Annotated in this window: 17 protein-coding genes; 11 read left to right on the top strand and 6 right to left on the bottom strand. The window is 74.2% G+C overall.

Features of this window, described 5'->3' with window-relative positions:
• Nucleotides 1-33: 33 nt before the first annotated feature.
• Together lysA and ACIQTO_RS16305 are read right to left on the bottom strand one after the other, a co-directional pair.
• On the bottom strand, nucleotides 34-1,473 hold the full coding sequence (gene lysA, locus ACIQTO_RS16310; RefSeq protein ID WP_402388253.1) for a diaminopimelate decarboxylase: 1,440 nt from the start codon (nucleotides 1,471-1,473) through the stop codon (nucleotides 34-36).
• A 71-nt stretch (nucleotides 1,474-1,544) separates the two neighbouring features.
• Nucleotides 1,545-1,844 carry a hypothetical protein gene (locus tag ACIQTO_RS16305; protein ID WP_402388252.1) on the bottom strand — a complete coding sequence of 100 codons (300 nt, stop codon included), beginning with the start codon at nucleotides 1,842-1,844 and terminating at the stop codon, nucleotides 1,545-1,547.
• 458 nt (nucleotides 1,845-2,302) lie between these two features.
• Between ACIQTO_RS16305 and ACIQTO_RS16300 the strand changes: the two genes are divergently transcribed.
• From ACIQTO_RS16300 to ACIQTO_RS16270, 7 genes are all read left to right on the top strand, one after another.
• Nucleotides 2,303-3,079: an ABC transporter ATP-binding protein gene (locus ACIQTO_RS16300; RefSeq protein ID WP_402388251.1), complete on the top strand. Its 777-nt coding sequence runs from the start codon at nucleotides 2,303-2,305 to the stop codon at nucleotides 3,077-3,079.
• Nucleotides 3,076-5,826 (top strand): FtsX-like permease family protein, encoded by a 2,751-nt coding sequence (locus tag ACIQTO_RS16295; RefSeq protein ID WP_402388250.1) that lies wholly within the window; start codon nucleotides 3,076-3,078, stop codon nucleotides 5,824-5,826. Before ACIQTO_RS16300 ends, ACIQTO_RS16295 begins: the two co-directional genes overlap by 4 nt.
• 154 nt (nucleotides 5,827-5,980) lie before the next feature.
• Complete coding sequence (locus tag ACIQTO_RS16290) at nucleotides 5,981-6,595, top strand: GNAT family N-acetyltransferase (protein ID WP_402388249.1); 615 nt, start codon at nucleotides 5,981-5,983, stop codon at nucleotides 6,593-6,595.
• A 374-nt stretch (nucleotides 6,596-6,969) separates the two neighbouring features.
• Entirely contained in the window at nucleotides 6,970-7,728 is a 759-nt protein-coding gene (locus ACIQTO_RS16285) for an SOS response-associated peptidase (RefSeq protein ID WP_402388248.1), read from the top strand.
• Nucleotides 7,729-7,980: 252 nt separating this feature from the next.
• Nucleotides 7,981-11,862, top strand: a complete 3,882-nt coding sequence (locus ACIQTO_RS16280; protein ID WP_402388247.1) for an amino acid adenylation domain-containing protein — start codon at nucleotides 7,981-7,983, stop codon at nucleotides 11,860-11,862.
• A gap of 131 nt (nucleotides 11,863-11,993) precedes the next feature.
• Entirely contained in the window at nucleotides 11,994-12,866 is an 873-nt protein-coding gene (locus ACIQTO_RS16275) for a pirin family protein (RefSeq protein ID WP_402388246.1), read from the top strand.
• Between the two features lie 110 nt (nucleotides 12,867-12,976).
• A complete protein-coding gene (locus tag ACIQTO_RS16270) occupies nucleotides 12,977-13,657 on the top strand; it encodes a TetR/AcrR family transcriptional regulator (RefSeq protein WP_402388245.1) in 681 nt (226 codons plus the stop codon).
• Nucleotides 13,658-13,692: 35 nt separating this feature from the next.
• Here ACIQTO_RS16270 and ACIQTO_RS16265 read toward each other — a convergent pair whose 3' ends face one another.
• Nucleotides 13,693-14,928, bottom strand: a complete 1,236-nt coding sequence (locus ACIQTO_RS16265; RefSeq protein ID WP_402388244.1) for a styrene monooxygenase/indole monooxygenase family protein — start codon at nucleotides 14,926-14,928, stop codon at nucleotides 13,693-13,695.
• Nucleotides 14,929-15,086: 158 nt separating this feature from the next.
• Between ACIQTO_RS16265 and ACIQTO_RS16260 the strand changes: the two genes are divergently transcribed.
• From ACIQTO_RS16260 to ACIQTO_RS16250, 3 genes are all read left to right on the top strand, one after another.
• Nucleotides 15,087-15,656 carry a GNAT family N-acetyltransferase gene (locus tag ACIQTO_RS16260; RefSeq protein ID WP_402388243.1) on the top strand — a complete coding sequence of 190 codons (570 nt, stop codon included), beginning with the start codon at nucleotides 15,087-15,089 and terminating at the stop codon, nucleotides 15,654-15,656.
• Nucleotides 15,657-15,783: 127 nt separating this feature from the next.
• Nucleotides 15,784-16,614, top strand: coding sequence for an SDR family NAD(P)-dependent oxidoreductase (locus ACIQTO_RS16255; RefSeq protein ID WP_402388242.1), 831 nt, complete (start codon nucleotides 15,784-15,786; stop codon nucleotides 16,612-16,614).
• Nucleotides 16,615-17,310: 696 nt separating this feature from the next.
• Nucleotides 17,311-17,520, top strand: coding sequence for a hypothetical protein (locus ACIQTO_RS16250; RefSeq protein ID WP_402388241.1), 210 nt, complete (start codon nucleotides 17,311-17,313; stop codon nucleotides 17,518-17,520).
• A 461-nt stretch (nucleotides 17,521-17,981) separates the two neighbouring features.
• On the opposite strand, the gene ACIQTO_RS16245 is transcribed toward ACIQTO_RS16250, so the two are convergent.
• Genes ACIQTO_RS16245 through ACIQTO_RS16235 form a run of 3 tightly spaced genes read right to left on the bottom strand, consistent with a single transcriptional unit; the run spans nucleotide 17,982 to nucleotide 21,963 of the window.
• Entirely contained in the window at nucleotides 17,982-20,501 is a 2,520-nt protein-coding gene (locus ACIQTO_RS16245; protein WP_402388240.1) for a hypothetical protein, read from the bottom strand.
• Nucleotides 20,498-20,851: a helix-turn-helix domain-containing protein gene (locus ACIQTO_RS16240; protein WP_402388239.1), complete on the bottom strand. Its 354-nt coding sequence runs from the start codon at nucleotides 20,849-20,851 to the stop codon at nucleotides 20,498-20,500. Before ACIQTO_RS16240 ends, ACIQTO_RS16245 begins: the two co-directional genes overlap by 4 nt.
• The gene (locus ACIQTO_RS16235; RefSeq protein ID WP_402388238.1) at nucleotides 20,848-21,963 is read right to left on the bottom strand and encodes a tyrosine-type recombinase/integrase; all 1,116 of its coding nucleotides are present in this window, start codon (nucleotides 21,961-21,963) and stop codon (nucleotides 20,848-20,850) included. The genes ACIQTO_RS16240 and ACIQTO_RS16235 overlap by 4 nt, the downstream gene beginning before the upstream one ends.
• Before the next feature lie 40 nt (nucleotides 21,964-22,003).
• Between ACIQTO_RS16235 and ACIQTO_RS16230 the strand changes: the two genes are divergently transcribed.
• A complete protein-coding gene (locus ACIQTO_RS16230) occupies nucleotides 22,004-22,225 on the top strand; it encodes a hypothetical protein (protein ID WP_402388237.1) in 222 nt (73 codons plus the stop codon).
• Nucleotides 22,226-22,290 lie beyond the last annotated feature (65 nt).

Raw genomic sequence — 22,290 nt, 5'->3', positions numbered from 1 at the left:
CCCGGGCCGGCCGGGCCCGGGTCCGGGGCCCGGTCAGCGGCCGACCTCGCGGGCGCGGAAGTCCTCGACGGTCTCACGGCGGATCAGCAGCCGGGCCCGGCCGTCCCGGACGGCGGCGACGGCCGGGCGCCCGACCAGGTTGTAGCCGGAGGCCATCGAGAACTGGTAGGCACCGGCGGCCGGGACGGCCAGCAGGTCCCCGGCCCGCAGGTCGGCCGGGAGGCCGGCGCCCCGGACCAGCACGTCGCCGGCCTCGCAGTGCCGGCCGACCACGTCCGTACGGGCCGGCGGGGCGTCGGAGTGCCGGCCGACCAGCCGCACGGTGTACGGGGCGCCGTAGAGTGCGGGCCGCGGGTTGTCGCTCATGCCGCCGTCGACGGCGGCGAAGACCCGGCCGTCGGCGCCGTGCTTCACGGACAGCACCCGGTAGAGGGCCACCCCGGCCGGCCCGGCGACGGCCCGGCCGGGCTCGACCACGAGGCGCGGAACCGCGAGCCCGGCCCCGGCGCAGCGGGCCGCGAGCCGCCGCGGCACCAGGGCGGCGAAGCCGGCGAGGTCGAAGGCGTCGTCCCCGGGCAGGTAGCGGATGCCGTGGCCGCCGCCGAGGTCCAGCTCGGGCAGCTCGACGCCGTGCCGGTCGCGCACCTCGGCGAGGAAGGCGACCACGGTGTCCACGGCGGCGAGGTAGGGCTCGACCTCGGTGATCTGCGAGCCCAGGTGGCAGTGCAGGCCGACCAGGTCGAGCCCGGGCTGGGCCAGCACCCGGGCGATCGCGTCGGCCGCGTCCCCACCGGCGATCGGGAAGCCGAACTTCTGGCCGCCGACGCCCGTGCGCACCGCCTCGTGGTGGCCGGCCGCGATGCCCGGGACCACCCGGACCAGCACCCGCTGCGGTGTGTCCGCCGCCACCAGGGCCGCCAGCCGGGCGATCTCGCCCGGCCCGTCGATGACGATCCGGCCGACCCGCAGCCGCCGGGCGAGCCTCAGCTCCTCCGGCGTCTTGGCGTTGCCGTGCAGCACGATCCGCTGCGCGGGGAACCCGGCGGAGGTGGCCAGCAAGAGCTCACCGGACGAGCAGACGTCCAGCCCCAGGCCCTCCTCGGCGACCCAGTCGGCCATCGCGCCGCAGAGGAACGCCTTGGCCGCGTAGAGCACGTCGGCCTGCGGCAGGGCCTGCCGGTAGGCGCGGGCGCGGGCCCGTACCTCCTCCTCGTCCAGGAGGTACAGCGGGGTGCCGAACCGGTCGGCGGCCTCGGCCAGGCCGACCCCGCCCACCAGCAGGTCCCCGCCGGGGGCGGCGTGCGCCGAGGCCGGCCAGGGGGCACCGAGCGGCGCGGCGGTCCCGGGGGACCCGCCCGGTGCGGTACCGGGCGCACCGGGCGGCGCGGTGCCGGGCCCGGCGGCCGGCGCGGATTCGGCCCGGCGGGCGGGGGCGGGGAGGACGGCGGTCGGGGTGGCGGACTGCTTCGTCATGGCGGGCTGCTCCTGCGGGGGAGGTCGGGAGGGTCGGCGCGCCGGGGGTGTCGGACCCGGCGCGGGCGGCGTCAGTCGAGGTAGTGCAGGGCGATCCGGCAGTGCGCCGCCCGGCCGCGCGAGGACCGGGCGGCGGCGGTGGACGGCTCGTCACCGTCCTGGTCCTCCCCCGGCCGGAGGGCGTCCGCCGGCCCGAGCGCGTCCGCCCGCCGGAGGGCGGCGATCGGCGCGGGGCGGCGGCGCGGCGGTACGGCGTCGGGCCCGACGGCGGCGAGCCGCCCTCCGGCGGTGACGGCCGTGGTGACGGTGCCGGCGGTGACGGTGGCGGCCGGGCCGGCCGTGACGGCGAAGCGGGCCTGGGTGTCGCTCATGGCGAACGTTCCTTCCGGAGTGGCCGCGGGCGCCGGTGCGGGCCCGCAGCTCCAGTGGAGCCCCGGTCCGCCCCGGCCGCGGCCGGCCTTGACGCGGGGCCTACGCGCGACGGGCCCTCCTTGACGGCTTCCTGACGTCCGCCGGGGCGAACGGGTGTGGCCGGCGGCCCTTCGCACCGGCGACCGCCCGCCGGCGAGCACGAGCGCGGCCCGGACGGCAGCGCGACGAGACCCGGACGCCGGCTCGGCGGGCCCCGGAAGCCGGCTCGACGGGGCCCCCGACGCCGGCTCGGCGGACCCCGAACCACCCACTGGACGAGATATGTCGTCAACCTGCATATACTTTTCCTCGGCAGGTGCGATATACATACGGGGTATGCAAGCCCGGCCCGGCCAGGAGGCTTTCCGCCCCGCCGTCCGAGGGCTTCCCGACGCCCGATCCTCAACAAGGGGGACCCATGTTCCAGACCAGTCCGTCCAGGAACGGCACCGACCCGGTGCTGCACCTGGACAACGTCACCCGGGTGCACGGCCGGGGCGCGGCCGAGGTGCACGCGCTGCGCGGGGTGGACCTCAAAGTGCGGGCCGGCGAGTTCGTCGCCGTGATGGGCCCGTCCGGGTCCGGCAAGTCGACCCTGCTGGCGCTCGCCGGCGGCCTGGACACCCCGAGCACCGGCCAGGTCCTGGTCGAGGGCGTCGCGCTGGGCGGACTCAGCCGCAAGAAGCTGGCCGCGGCGCGGCGGCACTCGATCGGCTACGTGTTCCAGGACTACAACCTGGTGCCGGCCCTCACCGCCGCCGAGAACATCGCGCTGCCGCGCGAACTCGACGGCGCCCCGGCGAAGGTGACGCGCCGTGAGGCGCGGGCCGCGCTGGAGGAGCTCGGCATCCCCGAGCTCGCCGACCGCTTCCCCGACGACATGTCCGGCGGCCAGCAGCAGCGCGTCGCCATCGCCCGCGCCCTGATCGGCGACCGCCGCCTCGTCCTCGCCGACGAGCCCACCGGCGCCCTCGACTCCACCACCGGCGAGGCCGTCCTCGCCGTGCTGCGCGCCCGCTGCGACGCCGGCGCCGCCGCGATGATGGTCACCCACGAACCCCGGCACGCCACCTGGGCCGACCGCGTCGTCTTCCTCCGCGACGGGCTGATCGTCGACGAGGGCTTCGGCCGCAGCGCCACGAGCCTGCACACGATGGCCGCCCGCCACGGGAACCGGACGGAGGCCACCGGATGAAGCTCGGCCCCCTGAAGGTCGCCCTGCGGATCGCCCGCCGAGACGCCCTGCGCGCCAAGGGCCGCAGCGCCCTCGTCATCGCCATGATCTCGCTGCCCGTCCTCGGCGTCGCCGGCGCCGACATCGTCTACCGCAGCGGCCAACTCGCCCCGGCGGAGCGGGTCGAACGGCTGCTCGGCGGGGCCGACGCGCTCGTCACCGCCCACGAGCCGGGCAGCACGGTCGAACAGCTCCCCTTCGCCGAGGACGGCACGCTCGCCCTCGGCGTCCGGCCCGGCCAGGCACCGAGCGCGGAGCAGACCCGCAGCGCCGGCGCCGACCCGGCCGCCCTGCTGCGGGAGCTGCTGCCCGGCGCCACCCTGCTGCCGGCCGCCTCCGGGCTCAACGCGAGCGCCGGCTCGCCCAACGGCCTGCTGCGGACCGAGACCGCCGAGGCCGACCTCACCGATCCGGTCTGGAAGGGCCGGCTGGAGCTGGTCGAGGGCCGCACCCCGAACGCTCCGCACGAAGCGGCCGTCACCCGGGAGTTCCTCACCGAGTCCGGCCTGCGGCTCGGCGACACCACCACCCTCAAGGGGCTGGAGAAGACGCCGTTCACCGTGACCGGAGTCGTCGAGCACCCCGGTGACCTCGCCAAGGTCGAGATCGTCGGCCGCCCCGGCGAGGTCCTCGCCCAGCTCGTCGCGGCCGCGCCGGCCGCCGCCAAGCCCCCGACCGGGGCCGGCGAGCGGTCCACGCCGGGCAAGCCGGCCTGGCTGCTCCGGCTGCCCGGCGGGAAGACCCTCGACTGGGAGGGCGTCAAGGAGCTGAACCGCTACGGCTTCAGCGCGACCTCGCGCGCGGTGGCGCTCGACCCGCCCGCCGAGTCGCAGGTGCCGTACAACAACCACGCCCCGCTGACGTTCGGCTCCGGCAGCGCGCTGCGCTCCGACAGCACCGTCGTGGTGGCCACCGTCGCGGGGATGGCCCTGCTGGAGGTCGCCCTGCTCGCCGGGCCCGCCTTCGCGGTCGGTGCCCGCCGCTCCCGCCGGCAGCTCGCGCTGGTCGGGGCGAGCGGTGGCGACCGGGGCCACATCGCGGCCATCGTGCTCGGCTCGGGCGTGGTCCTCGGCACGGTCGGCGCGGTCGCCGGCGTGGTGCTCGGCACCGGCCTGGTCGCCGCCCTCCGCCCGTGGATCGAGGAGACCGCCGGCACCCGGTTCGGCCACTTCGGCCTCGAAGCGCCGGACCTGCTCGCGATCGCCCTCGTCGGCGTCCTCACCGCCCTGCTCGCCGCGGCGCTGCCCGCCCTGCAGGCCGCCCGGCAGAGCGTCGCCGCGGGCCTCACCGGCCGCGACACCGTCAAGCCGCCGAGCCGCTGGACCACCGCCGCCGGCCTGGTGCTCTTCGTCGCCGGCGCGGCCACCGCGCTGCTCGCGGTGGGCACCGACGACGGCACCGGACGCGGTCTGCCGGTCTTCGCCGGCCTGGACGCGCAGACCCTGATGGTGCTCGCGGGATCGGCCGTCGCCGAGTTGGGCCTGCTCGCCCTCACCCCGCTGCTGATCGCCCTGTGCGGCCGGCTCGCCCGCTTCCTGCCGCTCGGCGGCCGGCTCGCCCTGCGCGACTCGGCCCGTCACCGCGGCCGCACCGCCCCGGCGATCGCGGCCGTGATGGCCGCCGTCGCCGGCTCGGTGGCCGTCGGCCTCTACACCGCCAGCAGCGACGCCCGGGACGCGGCCGCCTACCGGCCGCACAGCCCGGTCAACTCCGTCTCGCTCGGCGTGCTCACCGACACCCCCCAGCTCCCCCGGCTGCGCGCGGCGATCGAGCAGGACCTCCCGGACCTCGGCGAGCGCGCCGATCTCTCCACCGCGGTCTACTCCTGGTGCGCCGAGTGCTCCAGCAGCGTCACCGTCAAGGACGGCCTGGGCCGCGGGCCGCGCCCCCTGGTGGTCGGCGACGCGGTCGTCCTGCGCAACGCCTTCGCCGTCCGTGACGCGGCCGCCGAACAGGCCCTGGCGGCGGGCAAGGCCGTGGTCTTCGACCGCGCCCAGCTCAACGGCGACAAGGTGCTGCTCCAGCTGACCGGCGGCTTCACCGCCCCGCCGCAGCCGGGTGTCAACCCGACCCAGGAGGTCCGCGAGATCGCCGTCGACGCCGTCCTGGTCGACAACCCGGCCGCCGCCCGGTACGGGGCCGCCGTCATCAGCCCCCGGACGATCACGGGCCTGCACCTGACCGTGCGGCCCACCGGCTCGGTCTGGCTGCCGGCCACCGCGCCGGACCGCAAGGCGACCCAGCGCGCCGGGGCCACCGCCGACCAGATCCTGCCGAGCGCCTCGTTCGACGTGGAACGCGGGTTCCAGTCGAAGAGCGACCTGCCGACCCTCGCCCTCACCGGCTTCGCCGCGCTGGTCGTGCTCGGCGCCGCCTGCATCGCCACCGGCCTCGCCGCCGCCGACTCCCGACGGGACCAGGCGACCCTCGCGGCCGTCGGAGCGCCCCCGGGGATCCGCCGCAGCCTCTCCGGCATCCAGTGCGCGCTGATCGCCGTGCTCGGCGCCGCCCTCGGCACCGTCAACGGGTTCGTCCCGGCGGTCGCCCTGCTCAAGGCCCGCGCCGTCGACTACCCCGGGGCCACCGACCCGATCGTGGTGCCCTGGACGGACATCGCGCTCACCACCCTCGCCGTCCCGCTGGTCGCCGGGCTGCTGGCCGTCCTCTTCACCCGCTCCGACACCCCGCTCACCCGCCGGCTCAGTTGAGTCCGCGGTCGCCCCGGGCGCCGTCCCCCCGCACGCCGCGGGGGCGACGGCGCCCGTCGTGCGTCCGCCTCCCGGACCGCCCGGCCACGCCCGGCCGCCCCGGCACCGTCGTACGCTGACGATCACCCTCTCCCGGCCTTCCGAAGGTGGCGCAGTGAACCGACCGACCCCACCCGTGACCGCCCGCACGGCGACGCCCGCCGACGTCGACGCGATCGTCGCCACCCTGACGACCGCCTTCTTCGACGACCCGCTCTGGGGCCCGCCGTTCCCCGACCGCGAGCGGCGCGCGGCCCAGGCCTCCGCGATGTGGCGGCTGTTCGCCACCTCGGCGCTCCGCTACCCCTGGACGCTGGTGACGCCGAACGTCGAGTCCGCCGCGCTCTGGATCCCGCCCGGCGGCACCGACCTCAGCCCGCGGGAGCAGGAGACCTTCGAGGAGTTCCTGGTCGGCATCACCGACCGGGCCACCGCCGACGGCCTGCTCGAAATCTTCGAGGTCCTGGAGGCGGCCCACCCGAGAACCGAACCGCACTTCTTCCTGAGCCTGCTCGCCACCCACGGCGACCATCGCGGCCACGGTCTCGGCATGGGCCTGCTCGCCGAGAACCTCGCCCGCGTCGACGCCCTCGGCGCCGCCGCCTACCTGGAGTCCTGCAACCCCGCCAACAACGAGCGCTACGCCCGGGCGGGCTTCCACGAGCTCGACCGGGTCACCGTGCCCTCGGGGCACGTCGTCTCCACCATGTGGCGCCCGGCCCGCCCCTGAGCCGGCCTCCGGGGGCCGGGCGCCGCCCACCGGCCCCCGGCGGCGGAGGCCGGCATCGAGCCGGAGAACCGGGCGGCCTCGGAGAGCGGGATGCCCCGGGTCACCCGGCCGAGACCATCGGCCGGGTGGCCCGGCGACGGCGACGGCGACGGCGACGGCGACGGCGACGAGTACATCGTCACCACCGGCGGTCCGAGGAATCCGCGCGGCCGCTTCTCCCGTGCCGCGAGCGGCACGGTCGGCGGGGTCGGCCTCGCCGGGCGTCAGTCCTCCCGGGTGCCGGCCGCCGGCCGGGACCGCGTCCGGCGGGACGCGGCTCCGGCCGGGCCCGGGGGCTGTGGCCCCACCCGCCCGGTGGTGGCAGAGTGGCGCCCATGTGCGGCCGCTTCGTCTCCACCACCACGCCCCAGGGCCTGCTCGGCCTGCTCGGAGCGGCGGGCCCGCCCCCGGCCGAGGCCCTCGCGCCGAGCTGGAACGTGGCCCCCACCGACCCGGTCTGGACGGTGCTGGAGCGGGTCGACCACGAGACGGGCGAACTCGCCCGCCGGCTCCGCCCGATGCGCTGGGGGCTGGTGCCCTCCTGGTCGAAGGACCCGGCCACCGGGGCCCGGCTGATCAACGCCCGGTCCGAGACGGTGCACGAGAAGCCCGCCTTCCGCTCCGCCTTCGCCAAGCGCCGCTGCGTCCTGCCCGCCGACGGCTACTACGAGTGGGTGCGGGTGGCCGCCGCCGACGGCCGGAAGGCCTACAAGCAGCCGTACTACCTCCACCCCCGTGCCGGCGGCCCGCTGGTGATGGCCGGGCTGTACGAGTTCTGGCGCGACCGCTCGCTGCCCGAGGACGACCCGGCGGCCTGGCTCACCACGGCGACGATCATCACCACCGACGCCACCGACGCGGCCGGCCGGGTCCACGACCGGATGCCGCTCACCATCGGCCCGGACGACCTCGACGCCTGGCTCGACCCCGAACACACCGACCCGGCGGGGCTACGGCGGCTCCTTCACACACCGGCCGGCGACGAACTCGCGGTGCGGCCGGTCTCCACCGCCGTCAACAGCGTCCGCAACAACGGCGCCGACCTGCTGGCGGCCGTGCCGGACCCGGTGGGCCACGGAGACGGACCGGGCTGACCGGGCCCGGCCCCCTCTACCCCGGACCTCCCTGCCCCGGACCCCTCTGCCCCGGCCCCCTCTGCCCCGGGACCTGCGGCCCGGCCGCGGCCGCGGCGCCCGGGACCGGACCCGGGCGCCGCCGGACCGGCGCCGGGCGGAAGAGACGACCCGTGCCCCAGGCGGCCGGGACAGCGGGCGGCGGACCTTGGGTGACAGGCCCGGTACGCCGGGCGACGTCATCCGTTCCCGCCACCCGATGGGGATCCCACCATGTCCGCACAGTCCCCGCAGCTCACCCGCCACGACACCCGCCGCGCCCGCTGCCTGCCCGACCTGCTCGACCAGCACGTGGCCGCACGGCCGGACGCCATCGCCGTGACCGGCGCCGGCCTGCCCCTCACCTACCGTGAACTCGGTTCCGCCGCAGCGGAGTTGGGTGCCCACCTGCACCACCTCGGGGTGGCGGCGGACGACTGCGTCGGCCTCTACGTCGAACCCTCGCCGGACCTGATGGTGGGCGCCTGGGGAATCCTGTACGCCGGGGCCGCCTACCTGCCGCTCTCTCCGGAGTACCCGGAGGACCGGATCCGCTACATGATCGAGGACAGCCGGACCGGGGTGATCGTCACCCAGGAGCGCCTCCGGACCAGGCTGGCCGGGCTCGCCCCGCCCGGCACCCGGATCGTCACCTCCGCCGACCCGTACGGCGTCCACGAGATCCGCGACGCCGGAGCCGACGGCGCCCGCCCGTTCCCGCACCAGAGCCAGGGCCCGGGCGACCCCCCGCCGAGCCCCCGACCGGAGTCGCTCGCCTACGTCATCTACACCTCCGGCAGCACCGGCCGCCCCAAGGGCGTGATGATCGAGCACCGCGCCATCGTGTCCCAACTGCGCTGGCTGATCGACTGCGGCCACCTGGGGACCGACACCGTCGTGCTGCAGAAGACCCCGATGAGCTTCGACGCGGCGCAGTGGGAGATCCTGGCGCCGGCCGGCGGCGCCCGGGTCGTCATGGGCGCGCCGGGCGTCCACCGGGACCCGGAGGCCCTGCTCGACACCGTCCGGGAGTACGGGGTGACCACGCTGCAGTGCGTGCCCACCCTGCTCCAGGCGCTGCTGGACACCGAGCGGCTGGGCAGCTGCGGCACGCTGCGGCGGCTCTACTCGGGCGGCGAGGCGCTCTCCCGCCGGCTCGCCCGCGCCCTCACCACCGAACTGCCGTGGGCCACGCTGGTCAACCTGTACGGACCGACCGAGTGCACGATCAACGCGACCGCCCACGCCGTCGACCCCGCCGCGGTGGACGGGGAGGCCGGGTCGGTGCCGATCGGGGTGCCGGTCGACCGCACCGGTTGCTTCGTCCTCGACCGGGAGCTGGCGCCGGTGGAACCCGGCGCGACCGGCGAGCTGTACATCGGCGGCGTCCAACTCGCCCGCGGCTACCTGAACCGGCCCGACCTGACGGCGGAGCGCTTCACCGCCTCGCCGCACCTCCCGGGCGAGCGCCTCTACCGCACCGGGGACCTCGCCCACTGGAACCCGGACGGCACGCTCCAGTGCGCCGGCCGGGTGGACAACCAGGTCAAGCTGCGGGGCTACCGGGTCGAGCTGGACGAGATCGCGCTCGCCATCGAGGAGCACACCTGGGTCCGCCGGGCGGCCGCGATCGTCACCGACGACCCGCGGACGGGCCACCGGAACCTGGTGGCGTGCGTGGAGCTGAACCCCAAGGAGGCGGCCCTGATGGACCAGGGCAGCCACGGCGGCCACCACCGGTCCAAGGCGAGCCGGCTGCAGGTCCGGGCGCAGCTGTCCGATCCCGGTGTGCGGGACGCCGACGAGTTGGCCGGCCGGCCGGTGGTGGCGCTGCCCGGCCGGCGGGAGAGCGGGCGGCAGCGGCGCGAGACCTTCGCCCGCAAGACCTACCGCTTCTACGAGGGCGGACCGGTGACCCGGGCGGACCTGCTGGCACTGCTCGCGCCGCCCACCGTCCCGGAGCCGGCCGAGCCGGGCGCCGCCGCACCGGGCCTGGCCGAACTGGGCGGGATCCTGCGGTGGTTCGGCCAGTTCCACAGTCCGGAGCGGCTGCTGCCGAAGTACGCCTACGCCTCCCCCGGCGCGCTGTACGCCACCCAGCTGTACCTGGAGACCGGCGGCGCCGACGGTCTCGACGCCGGGGTGTACTACTACCACCCGGTCGAGCACACCCTGGTGCGGGTCGGCGACGGTGCCGGGCGCCCCGGCCTGACCGTCCACTTCCTCGGCAAGCGGCGCGCGATCGCGCCGGTGTACCGGAACAACATCCTGGAGGTGCTGGAGTTCGAGGCCGGCCACATGGTGGGCGTGTTCGAGGAGGTGCTGCCCGCCTACGGGCTGGCCGTCCGGCCGCTCGGCATCCTGCCGTCCGTCCGGGCCGGGTTGGACGTCGCCGAGGAGGACCACTACCTCGGCTCGTTCGGGATCGGCCCCGCCGACGGCCGGCCGCGGCCGGACCGCACCGAGTTCTACGTCCAGGCCCACCCCGGGCGGGTCGTGGGCCTGACCGCCGGCCAGTACCGCTACGCGGACGGCGCGTTGACGCGGATCTCGGACGAGCTGGTGCGGTCGCGGCACGTGATCGCGATCAACCAGCAGGTGTACGAGCGGGCCGGCTTCGGCATCACCGCCGTCAGCCGGGCCGACGAACCGTGGCTGGAGTACATCGGCCTGGGCAAGGCACTGCACCGGCTGCAGCGCGCCGGGCTCGGCCTCGGCCTCGGGTTCATGTCCTCCGGCTACAGCTCGCGGACCGGGCACCCGCTGCCGTCCGCGCGGCGGATCGACTCCGTGCTGGCCTCCTGCGGGATCGAGCCGGGACCGTCGTACTTCTTCCTCGGCGGGAAGGTGAGCGAGGAGCAGATCCGCAGCGAGGGCATGATCGAGGACGCCGTCCACATGAAGGGTCCGGCCGAGATCGTCCGGGACGAACTGGGCGCCGTCCTGCCCGACTACATGCTCCCCAACCGGGTGCTCGTCCTGGACGGGCTGCCGCTGACCGCCAACGGCAAGGTGGACACGAAGGCGCTCGCCGCCGATCCCGCGGTCCGCGACGCGGGCCCGGGCGGCCCGGACGTCCCGCCGTCGACGCCGACCGAGCACCGGCTCGCCGCGGCCTGGGGCGGGGCGCTGAAGTACGAGAACGTGTCGGTGGCGGACGACTTCTTCTCCGCCGGCGGGAACTCGCTGATCGCCGTGGCGCTGATCAACCGGCTCAACCGGGAGTTCGGCACCCGGCTGCCGCTGCAGATCCTGTTCGAGAGCCCGAAGCTGGCCGATCTGGCCGCCCGGATCGACGGGGACGCCGGCGAGCCCGGCTCGCGGCTGGTGCCGCTGCACCGCGAGGGCGCCGGCGGCCCGGTGTTCTGCTGGCCGGGGCTCGGCGGCTATCCGATGAACCTGCGCCTGCTCGGGCGCACCGTGGGCCGGCCGTTCTACGGCGTCCAGGCGCACGGCATCAACGCCGGGGAGACGCCGTACCCGACGATCCGGGAGATGGCCGCGGCCGATCTGGCCGAGATCCGCCGGGTGCAGCCCACCGGCCCCTACACCCTGTGGGGGTACTCCTTCGGCGCCCGGGTCGCCTTCGAGACGGCCTGGCAGCTGGAGCGGGCCGGCGAGCGGGTGGCGGACCTGCTGCTGATCTGCCCCGGCAATCCGGAGCTGCGCCGGGTCGGCGGCGGGCGGCACGGGCGCGAGGCCTCCTACCGCAACCCCGCCTATGTCGCGATCCTCTACTCGGTCTTCGCCGGCTCGGTCGGCGGGCCCGGCCTGGAGGCGTGCCTGGCCGAGGCGCACGACGAGGACGGCTTCACCGCCGTCGTCCACCGCCTGATGCCGGAGCTGGGCGAGGAGCTGATCCGCCGGATCACCCGGATCGTCGGGGAGACCTACGAGTTCGACTACAGCTTCGGCGAGCTCGCGCGGCGGCGGCTGGACGCGCCGGTGACCATCGTCAAGGCCGCCGGTGACGACTACTCCTTCATCGAGGGGAGTTCCGGCTACTCGGCCGCGCCGCCGCTCGTGGTCGAACTGGCCGGCGACCACTACGGCGTGCTGAGGGAGCACGGCATCGCCGAACTGGTCGCCGCGATCCGGGCCCGGCCGGCCGGCTGAGCGGCCGCCGGCGCCTCCCGCTCCGCCGAGCGGGAGGCGCCGACACCGGGGAAACTAAACCGCTCAGTTCATTATGTCAACCAAACGGTTCAGTCTTGACAGTGAACTGAATCGTGTAGTTCATTGGAGCCATGACCACCACCACCGCCACGCGGTCCACCGTCCGAGTCGTCCGCCCCGTCCACACCTACGAGGGCGCGGGCTTCCCGGTCCGCCGCCCCTTCCCCACCGCCGACCTGCCCTTCCTCGACCCCTTCCTGATGGTCGACCAGGTCGGCCCGGTGGAGCTCGCCCCCGGCGAGGCCAAGGGCGCCCCGCCGCACCCGCACCGCGGCTTCGAGACCATCCAGTACGTCATCGACGGCGACATCGCGAACGCCGACTCGCGGGGCCACCACGCGGTCGTCCGCGCCGGCGGCGTGCAGTGGCTCACCGCCGGCTCCGGGATCGTCCACGAGGCGCTGCCCACCGAGGAGTTCCTCGCCGCGGGCGGCCGTCAGCACATGCTCCAGATCTGGGTCAACCTGCCGGCCGCCCTCAAGACGCTCCCGCCGCGCAGCCAGAACGCGGAGGCCGCCGACCTGCCCGTGGTGACCACCGACGACGGCGCCGAACTCACCGTGATCGCCGGCAGCACGCACGGCGCCACCGGGCCGTTCACGACCCACACCCCGGTCCTCGTCGTGCACGCCCGCCTGGCCGCCGGCGCCCTGGCCGAGTTCACCGCCCCCGCCGGGCACAACGCCCTGCTGTACGTCCTGTCCGGCGAGGCCGCGACCCCCGACGCGCAGTTGCCGGACGGCCATCTCGCGGTGCTCGCCCAGGACGGCGAGCGCTTCACCGTCGAGGCGCCGGGCCGGGCCGCCGAGGTCCTGGTGCTGGTCGGCGAACCGATCGGCGAGCCGGTCGCCCGCAGCGGTCCCTTCGTGATGAACACCGTCGCCGAGCTGCACCAGGCCCAGCGGGACCACAGCCTCGGCCTGATGGGGCGGCTCCCCCGGTGACGCGCCCCCGGCCCCCGGGCCGGCCGGCCCCGCCGTCTTTGCGTACCGAACGGTTCAGTTCATACACTGGGCTCCCCCGCATCCAGGACCAGAACCCGGAGGACACCGCCATGGGCGCCGACACAGCGGACGCGACGGACGAGTACGGCATCCCGGTCATCCCGGACCCGACCGACGCCGCCCAGCGCAAGCGCCGGGCGATCATCGAGGCGGCGCTCACCGAGTTCCTGGCCGAGGGCTACTCGGCCGCGTCCATGGACGCGATCACCGGTCGCTCCGGCGTCTCCAAGGCGACCATCTACAAGCACTTCGGCAGCAAGGAGCGCCTGTTCCTGGCCGTCATCGGCGGTGTCCTGCCGCAGACCTACGCCGGGCTCGAATCCAGCACCTCCACCCTGGTGGGCGCCGCCGACCTGCGGGCAGCCCTGGTCGACCTCACCACCGCGTGGGCCCACGTCCTGCTGCGCCCCGACATCATGTCCCTGCGCCGGCTGGTCATCGGCGAGACTGAGCGCTTCCCGCAGCTGGGCCGGCTCTGGTACCGGCTCAGCTACGACATGATCAACGGGCCGCTGACCGAGGCCTTCACCGAGCTCGACCGGCTCGGGCGGCTGACCGCCCCCGAGCCGGAACTCGCCGTCCAGCAGCTGGTGGCGGCCACCCTCGGCGTCCCGCAGCTGATGCGGACCTTCGCCCCCGACGAGGAACTCGACGACGCCCGGCTGGCCGTCCTGATCGGCTCCGGTGTGGACCTCCTGCTCGCCCGGTACGCGGGGCCCGGCCCGGCCTGACCGGGGCGGGTGACCCGGGACCGGTCCGCGGCACCCTAGGCGACCGAGGCCAGGTAGGCCGCGGTCGACTCCGGGGTGGCGAGCCAGGCGGCGTGGTCGGCCGGCTCGGCATAGGTGTTGGCGAGGCGGCGGGCGACCGCCGGGTACGCCGCGGCCGCGGCGAACACGCCCCGCAGGTGCTCCGGCATCGCCAGCATCGCGGTGGTGAAGTCGACGGTGTGGCGCGCGTGCTCCTGCCAGAACCGTTCGAAGGTGTCGTGCATCCACGCGGGCGTGAACGGCTCCCCGCCGTGCGCGGCGATCGCCCGCAGGTAGGCGTCGGCGGCCCGCGCGGCACTGTTGGCGCCCTGGCCGGTGATCGGGTCGTTCAGCACCACCGCGTCGCCGATGCCCAGCACATGGACCTCCCCGCCGCTCCCGTCCAGCCGGGCCACCGGCCGGCGCACCGTCGGGGTGAGCGCCCCGTACAGCCCGGCCCCCGCGTCGGTCGGCTCGGCGGAGCCCCACAGCTCGGCCTCCCACGGGAGGTACGCGCCCAGGACCTCGCGGATCCGGGCCAACTGCGCGGCGGGGCCCGGGCGGTCGGGGAAGCAGTCCAGCGGCCCGCCGGGAACCGCCTCCCAGAGCAGGATCTCGCACGGCCCCGAGAGGGTCAGCGCCGGCTGCAGGTACAACTCCCCCAGGCCGGGCAGCGCGTGCATCCGCGCACTGGGTTCCGTCGCCGGATCGGGCGAGCCGACCCCGTGCACGTAGAGACAGGACAGCGACCGCTGCGGCGCGTCGTGCGGCGAGCGCCGCCCGTCCCGCTCGAAGATCCCGGCGAGTCCGCCCCGGCCGGCGGCCACCACGGTCAGCTCGTGCCGCCCGGCCAACTCCCGCAGGGCCGCGCGGTCCAGGGTGCGGTACTCCACCCGGCCGCCGCGCTCGGCGACCAGCTCCAGCCAGCGGGCCGTCTTCAGCCGCTGGTCCACCGACTGGGCCGGGTCGTCCAGGGTCATGGTGAACTCCAGCGCCCGCACCCCCGGCGGCGCCGCGAGCACCGAACGGACCGCGGAGACCGCGGGCGCCCGATCGGCCCACAGGTCCAGCCCCGCCGCCCGCTCGATCCGCAGCGCCGGGCCGAACATCGCCTGGGTGGAGAGCACCCGGCCGCCGCGCACCTGCGCCGCGGTCCGCTCCGCCACCACCGTCACCTCGTACCCGCCCGCGAGCAGGCCCAACGCCAGCTGCAGACCCGCCTGGCCCGCTCCGACAACGGCGATCCGACGCATGAACACCCTCCGGGGACGAAGGCTCTGATGGTAGGTCAGCCCACCGCCCCGGGCCCAGTGGGCCGATCCCGGACGCCCGCGCCACCGGGCGCGGCGCCCCGCCCGGACAGGACCCAATGCGCTGGCGCGACCAGCCGCACACCTGATAGCAATGTGACATGCTACACACCACCAAGGTCGCCCTCCGGGCCAGACACGAGGCCGACGTCCCCGTTCTGCAGACCGAGCTGTACGACGACGTCGTCACCCGCTCCCGGGCCGACTCCCGCCCCTGGCAGCCCATCGCGCCGGGGGCGGCCGAGTCCCCGTACGCGGTGGCCGCGCCCTCGGAGGACGCGGCCTGCTTCTCCGTCACCACCCTCCCCTCGGGCGAACTGGCCGGCGAGGCCCTGCTGTGGGGCATCGACACCCACAACCGCACCGCCCACCTGGGCATCTCCCTGCGCCCGGCGTTCCGCGGCCGGGGCCTGGCCCGCGAGGTCGTCACCCTGCTGTGCCACTACGGCTTCACCGTCCGCGGCCTCCACCGCCTCCAGGTCGACACCCTCGCCGAGAACCTGCCGATGATCGCCACCGCGACCCGGCTCGGGTTCACCCTCGAAGGCACCCTGCGCCGCTCCGCCTGGTCGTACGGCGCCCACCGCGACGAGGTCGTGCTCGGCCTCCTCGCCGAGGAGTGGACCGCCCCGGGCGACGTGCTCTCCGGACCGGCCCGACCGGACCGCTGACCCCGTCGCCTCCCCGGCCTTACGGGCCCGGGCCCGGATGCGGTCCGGGGGCTTTGCTGCGAGGGTGCCACCGTGGGCCACGCCCGACCGGGCGGGTGGGCCCGGCAGCGCGCTGGAGGAGTCGGAGATGGACCTGCACCTGTCGGGCAGGACGGCCGTGGTCACCGGGGCGGGCAAGGGCATCGGCCTCGCGGTCACCCGGGCCCTCGCCGCCGAGGGCGTCGGCGTACTGGCCGCGTCCCGCACCCTGACCGAGGACCTCGCCGGGCTCGGCCGAACGGCCGACGTCCTGCCCCTGCAGGTGGACCTCACCGCCGCGGACGGCCCGGCCCGGGCGGTCGACGCGGCGGTCACCCACTTCGGCGGGCTCGACCTGCTCGTCAACAACGTCGGCGCCGTCCGCCCGCGCCCGAACGGCTTCCTGTCCGTCACCGACGCCGACTGGGAGCAGGCGCTGACGGTCAACTTCCTGACCGCCGTCCGCACCACCCGGGCCGCGCTGCCCCATCTCCTCGAACGGGGCAGCGCCGCCGTCGTGACCATCAGCTCGGTCAACGCCGCGCTGCCCGACCCGGCGGTCATCGACTACAGCGCCGCGAAGGCGGCACTGGCCAACTTCTGCAAGTCCCTCTCCAAGGAGGTCGCCGCGCGCGGCGTCCGGGTGAACACCATCAGCCCCGGCCCGGTCTCGACCGCCCTGTGGCTCGGCGCCGGCGGCGTCGCCGCGACCGTGGCGGAGGCCGGCGGCGGCAACGCCGAGGAGGTCGTCCGGCAGGCCGCCGCCGAGTCGGCCACCGGCCGTTTCACCCGTCCGGAGGAGGTTACTGGTATGCCCGGCTATTCGAAGTTGAGGAGTGTCTGGGTTCCGGGCTGCAAACGGACGGACCTATGCCAGCTCAGGGTGACTTGCCCACGCACTTCGGCGTCGATGCCGAGGACCTGTCCGGTCACTCGTTGACCCACCGTCACAGTCTCTCCGCAGGAGGAGAGCCACTTCCACGACACCTCCAGCGGCGGGATGACCCATCGCAGGCTCAGGTGCTCCAAGAATCGACAAAAACACCGAACTGATGGATGGAGGCAACCTCTCCCGAGCACGCGTCACCACGATGAAACGTCGCCAAAAAGTCCTTGACACAGAGAGGGAGCGGATAGGTTACGACCGTGGCCCTACGCGCCCTTGCCACCCAGGTCACGCTGTTCAACCCCGTACTCCCGGCACCTCCTGTGCAATCTGGACTCGATGCCCGTCTTGAACGAGCCAGGGAAATCAAAACTCGGCACTGTGGATCGCCTGGCAGCCTGCATGATGACTCCCCCTATATGGGCCCTGTTCCCGCATTAATCGATCGGAGAGAATGGGCGGGGTCGTGGTCGGCGCCGCCCTCGGCCTGGCTGGTGGTGAGGCCGTACAACGCGTCGATGACGCGAAGACCGCTGGCGCCCTTGTGACCCCCTCGGCCGCTCGCCTCGCCCTGGCAGGATAGGGCGAGGCAGCGGGTTGAACCAGTGCGGCAGCAGCCGGGCAGCCCCAGCGCCTAGGCCACTCAGCACCACTCCTTCGGGTGAAGGACCGGCGCGTTTGGCCCCGTCCTGGCGTGCGATCGAGTATTACTGTTCTTGCCGTGATCACTTCGTAATTGGAGGAGCCTCCATGTCCCAGCCCACGCTGGAGCAGGCCAAGAGCATGTTCGACCGCATCGATGCCGACAAGGACGGCCGCGTGACCTGGGACGAAGTCGGGGCGTTCTCTGAGACCTTTGCTGCGGCTGGCTTTGTGGTGAAGATGGGAATGGAAAGCAAGGGTGTGAAGAAGGACGAGGCGGTCACCTTCGAAGAGTTCAAGGCTTTCTTTGGGCTCTAGCCTCCTGCGCGACGGACCTCCCGCACCCTTCTGGGTGGCGGGGGGTCTTTGTCGTTCTGCGGTGGCGTTATGTTGCGGATTGCAAGAAGGGTCAGTTCTAGAGAACGGAACCCCGGTGCGAGGGGCGTCTTGTAGCCCGTTTGGGTGGCGTCCGCCCGGGGGTCCGTGCGTGGGATCGGCTCGGTGATCGGGTCGAGATCCGCGCCAGCGATGTCGCTGACCTAACCTATGAGCGCATCGTGAGTCAGGTCCGCGCCGCCGACTACTGACCGCGCAGTGACCGGCTCACCGGTTCGCCACCGTCGGGTCCTGGGGCGGGGTGCTGGTCGAGCAGCGCGCGGGGCCGCCCGTAGAAGAGGCGGGCCGGGCCGGTGTCCGGGCACGCGAGCCGTCTTCGAGGATCAGCGGGCGGCCCGCGCCGGCGGACAGAACCAGGTAAGGGCCCGCACCGGGCCGGGCGCTCAGCGGCCGGCCCGGCGCGAGAGCTCCGCTGCGTAGCCGGGGCGTGTGTTGCCCGCCTCCTGTGTCCAGCCGGTGGCGGTGCGGATGCTGATGCCGAGGAGGTCGCTGAGGACGGAGGCGGGTAGTTCGGCGGCCAGGTCCAGCAGGGCGGTGGACCGACCGGCCCGGGTCTTGATGCCGAGCTCGTACAGCCTCGCCGCTTGGCGCTGGGCGCTGAGGGGGCGTCCGGCGCGCACGCCGGGCAAGAGCCAGTGGTGGTCGTCGGTGTGTCCGAGGGCGCCGTAGCCGCGGCGGGTGCGGACCAGGTCGCGTATCAGGTCGCTCAGTGGTGAGGGGACCTCCAGTGGCTTGGTGCCAAGGCGCAGGCTGAGGACGGTGCCGTCGTCCTGGATGTGGCTGGTGGTCAGGTGGGTGATCCTGCTGACGGGCTGGCCATACAGGAGGACGAGGCAGCCGGCGACGCGGTCGCCGGTCGCCAGCTTGGTGTCGTGCAGCAGGCGCTTGCTGATGCTCCAACGCAGCTCCGCGTCGGCGAGCGTGTCCTGGGCACGTGTTCCCCGGCGGCCGGGGGCGGCCAGCCGGCGGCAGTGACCGTGCTGGGCGGACCAGATCAGGAAGTTCCGGACCAGAATCCGGCCTGCTTGGTCGGAGGTGAGCCAGCGGTCGATGTCGGCCTGGGTGCAGGCGGCCAGGGTGATGTCGTGCTCGCGCAGCCAGGTGAGCAGGCGGATGGCCGCCCGGATGTCATTCTTCGCTGTCTGGGGCTGGCCGTGGGTCAGCGGCCGTCGCCTGGCTCGTCGCCGGAGCTTGTTCAGGTGGAACCAGGTCGCGAAGCTCTTGATGACGACCCGGTCGTCGCGGTCGTCGATCGCGGCGAGGGCTCGGGGCAGCCACTGCTCGAAGGCGGCCAGGTGCTCGTCGCGGCTGGGCAGGACGCTGTGGGCTGTGAGTGCGGCCCGCAGGTGGCTGATGGCCTTGGGCGGCGTCATCTCATCGAGCGTGGCATGGGTGAGGGGCTGCGTCATGTCGCGCAGGCTCGCCACCAGCTCCCGGCCGCCGGGCCGTTTCAGCCACAGCAGCAGTGAGGACCCGGGGCCGGCGGTGAGAGCGGCGGCGATGGGCTCGTGGCGCGGGTGCACGTGGCCGTCCGGGCCGGCGAGCAGGGCGCGCAGCTGGCGCCTGGCGGCGCAGGCCGGGCAGAGTCCGTGGTGGTGGAGGCGCTCCAGGCTGCCGCACCGGGAGCAGTGCCGGAAGGAGATCGGGTCCTTGGCGTAGCAGGTCTTGCACAGGGCTTTGCCGTCGGCGCAACGTGCGCCGACGTACCGGAGGTGGCCGCACGCCGAGCACGCTTCGCGGCGGCGGATGCAGGGGGTGCACAGCGCTCCGCCGTCGGGTCCGCGCCCGGCGACGATCCGGTCGGTGCCGCAGTTTGAGCACTCGGTGCGGTTGTTCAACCGGGTGCAGTTCGCGCACCGCGGGGCGTCGGTGTCGGCGAAGTGGCAGGGCTTGCGGATCTGGCAGACGGAACACACCGCGAGAGGGGGCCTCTGGCACCTTCCGCACACGGCCTGGCCGTTCGCGTCGCGGTAGGTCAGGGTGACGCGGCCGCACGGGGTGCAGGTCTCGTGGTTGACCGGGTCGCGGCGTACGCACGGGGCGCACAGGGGCTCGCCGTCGGCGGTGCGGGTCGTCACCGGCGAGGGCACCTTGCAGGAGGCGCACGGCTGCAGTCTGGCCTGCTCGTAGCACCTGCGGCAGCAGCGCGCGCCCGCGCGGGCGTAGTTCAGCGCGACCACGCGCCGGCAGAGGGGGCAGGGCGGCACGATGATGTTGCGGGCGCCGCGCGAGGCCAGAGCGGTGATCAGGGCGAGCACGCGGGGGGAGCCGTCGGCGCCCTGCCCGGTCAGCAGTTCGGGCCGGCGCGTCAAGTCCCTGAGCATGGCACTCTGCTGGGCCGGGAGCGGTAGCACCTGCGCGACGACGGCGGCCAGCTCGTCGCCGTTCAGGCCGGTGCCGGCCCGGCCCAGCAGTCGGCAGACCTCGGCGGGTGCGTCCACCGGCGCTGGGCGGTGCCGCTCACAGCGGGGCTGGCCGTCCTGGTCACGGCCCGCGACTTTCCGCTTCTCGCCACAGACCGCGCACGGCTGCCGACCGCTGCCGGTGGCCTTGTTGCCGCACGTCGAGCACAACCGCCGCGCGCCGTCGACGCGGTTGAGGACGCTCTGCTTGCCGCACCCGGCGCAGCGGGGCAGTACCAGGCGGGTTGGGCCGTGCGGCAGCAGTTCGCGGACCAGCAGCTCGATCAGGCGCGGGCCCTGTGGGCGGCCCGAGGTCAGCAGGGCGGGATCGGCGGCGAGGGCCTGGGCGAGGCGGCGCTGCTTGGCCCTGGTGTCGGCGACCCGTTCCACGGCCAGGGTGATGGCCTGCGCCGGGAGGCCCGGGTCCGCAGCGGCGACCGCTTCGGCGATCACCGACGTCGGCTCGGTCAGAAACCGCGGAGCCGGTGCGGTGGCGGTCACTGCGGACCGGGAACGATACGGGCCCGCTTGGGCCGGAACGCGCCCACGCCGGACTCCGGCCCCTCCCCGCCCGGGACGGGGGCCGCGTCCGATGCCGTCCGGCGGCCGTGTGATGCGGCGCGGACCGGCTCGATCAGCTCGTCCATGCGGCAGCCCAGGATGTCCAGCACGGCCATGAGCGTCTTCATGCTCAGCCGCTCGGGCTTCTCCACCACCAGGCGGTAGGTCTGGCTCGGCGACAGGTCGACGCCGCGCTCGGCCAGCAGCGGCCGCAGGTCAGTCGTGGAGAACATGCCGCGGGCGGCCATGAGCTCCCGAAGGTGCCAGCGGTAGTCGAGCTTGGCGGTCATACCATCTCCCGTTCGGTGCTGAAGGCGCGATCCAGCGCCTTGCGCATCATCGTGTTCATGAAGTCGGTGCTGACCCCGGTGTAGATCGCGGTGGTGGAGGCGAACCGATGGCCGACCTGCTCCTGCACGAACTTCGGGTCGGCGCCGTCTTCGATCAGGTGGGTCACGTACGAGTGCCGCAGGCAGTGCGGGACAAGCTCTTTGTCCATGCCCAGCGCGTCCCGGTAGGCGGCGAACCGCTCCTCGATCTCTCTGGGCTGCAGCCGCCCGCCCCGCTCGGTCAGCCACACCGCCCGGTGGCCGGCGTGGTGCCGGAACCGGGGCCGGATGTTGAGCAGGTAGTCCTCCAGCGACTCGACCGCCCACGGCATCACGCTGGCCACCATCCGTCGCCGCGGCCCCGAGCCCTTGCTCGCCTTGCCGTACCGGACGTGCATGTTGCCGTAGCGGCCCAGCTCCGGGGCCTTCGGGTTGCGGTAGAAGTCCGTGACGTCCAGGCGCGACACCTCACGGCATCGCAGGCCCCAGCCGTAGATCGTCTTGAAGACGGTGGCGTCCCGGTAGGCCGGCAGCGCGCCCTTCCTGCCGAGCCGCACCGCCTCGTCCACACGGTCGTCCGCGTAGTCGAACAGGGCCTGGACCTCCTCCCTGGTCATCGGTCGCCGGTCCGGGTCTCCCTCGTAGTCCTCCAGGTGGACCGCGGTGTTCCACTCATGGCAGATCTGCACTGGGTGGGTCCCGAATCGGACCTCGCACTCCTGGGCCCAGGCGTAGTGGGGTGAGGTGATGAAGTCGCAGAACAGGCGTATCGCGCCCTGGTAGGAGCGGATCGTCGACTTCGCTCTCCCGTGCTCGGCTATCAGCGAGTCGGTCCACTCGTCCATGTGCGCGGCAGTCCACTGCCATGGGTACTCGCCGCTGAACACGGTGAACCGCCTGACGATGCGGCGCCGTTCCTTGATCGTGTCCGGCTCCAGTCGCCGGCCGTGCTGCTGTCGCTCCCAGCCGCTCAGCATCGCGTCGAGCACAGCGTCCTCGGGGTGCAGCAACGAGACACCGTCGACCAGCTCCAGGCGTGCGGAGCCCTGGGGTGCCTCATCCTGCTGAACCACTCGACCCTCCCTTGCATCAGATGGAAGGATCATGCATCAAATGACTGATCGATGTCATCTTGCCTGTTCAGGGGCCATTAGCTCATGCACTACGGGCTGCTACGGTGAGCCGCAGGTCACCCTGCTGCATGGCCCCAAGGCATGCATCCGATGCAATTCCCCGGCCTTCGCCGACCTGGTCCTGTTCCTCGCCGGGGACCGGGCCGGCAATGTCACCGGCGCCGACTTCCGGATCGACGGCGGGCTGATCACCACCCTCTGAACCCGCTCCGCCCGTCCGCCGTCCCCGGGGACGGGTGGCGGGCGACCGGCAGCAGGGGCGGGCCG

It is taken from the genome of Kitasatospora sp. NPDC091207 (genome assembly GCF_044768625.1).
Classification (GTDB): Bacteria; Actinomycetota; Actinomycetes; order Streptomycetales; family Streptomycetaceae; genus Kitasatospora.
Note: the sequence above shows the minus strand (reverse complement) of the source record. Positions and strands in the feature narration are given on the sequence as shown.

Excerpts from the sequence above, each read along its gene's own strand:
- lysA (WP_402388253.1), bottom strand. The coding sequence starts at position 1,473 with ATGACGAAGCAGTCCGCCACCCCGACCGCCGTCCTCCCCGCCCCCGCC.
- ACIQTO_RS16305 (WP_402388252.1), bottom strand. The coding sequence starts at position 1,844 with ATGAGCGACACCCAGGCCCGCTTCGCCGTCACGGCCGGCCCGGCCGCC.
- ACIQTO_RS16300 (WP_402388251.1), top strand. The coding sequence starts at position 2,303 with ATGTTCCAGACCAGTCCGTCCAGGAACGGCACCGACCCGGTGCTGCAC.
- ACIQTO_RS16295 (WP_402388250.1), top strand. The coding sequence starts at position 3,076 with ATGAAGCTCGGCCCCCTGAAGGTCGCCCTGCGGATCGCCCGCCGAGAC.
- ACIQTO_RS16285 (WP_402388248.1), top strand. The coding sequence starts at position 6,970 with ATGTGCGGCCGCTTCGTCTCCACCACCACGCCCCAGGGCCTGCTCGGC.
- ACIQTO_RS16280 (WP_402388247.1), top strand. The coding sequence starts at position 7,981 with ATGTCCGCACAGTCCCCGCAGCTCACCCGCCACGACACCCGCCGCGCC.
- ACIQTO_RS16275 (WP_402388246.1), top strand. The coding sequence starts at position 11,994 with ATGACCACCACCACCGCCACGCGGTCCACCGTCCGAGTCGTCCGCCCC.
- ACIQTO_RS16270 (WP_402388245.1), top strand. The coding sequence starts at position 12,977 with ATGGGCGCCGACACAGCGGACGCGACGGACGAGTACGGCATCCCGGTC.
- ACIQTO_RS16265 (WP_402388244.1), bottom strand. The coding sequence starts at position 14,928 with ATGCGTCGGATCGCCGTTGTCGGAGCGGGCCAGGCGGGTCTGCAGCTG.
- ACIQTO_RS16260 (WP_402388243.1), top strand. The coding sequence starts at position 15,087 with ATGCTACACACCACCAAGGTCGCCCTCCGGGCCAGACACGAGGCCGAC.
- ACIQTO_RS16255 (WP_402388242.1), top strand. The coding sequence starts at position 15,784 with ATGGACCTGCACCTGTCGGGCAGGACGGCCGTGGTCACCGGGGCGGGC.
- ACIQTO_RS16250 (WP_402388241.1), top strand. The coding sequence starts at position 17,311 with ATGTCCCAGCCCACGCTGGAGCAGGCCAAGAGCATGTTCGACCGCATC.
- ACIQTO_RS16240 (WP_402388239.1), bottom strand. The coding sequence starts at position 20,851 with ATGACCGCCAAGCTCGACTACCGCTGGCACCTTCGGGAGCTCATGGCC.
- ACIQTO_RS16230 (WP_402388237.1), top strand. The coding sequence starts at position 22,004 with ATGACTGATCGATGTCATCTTGCCTGTTCAGGGGCCATTAGCTCATGC.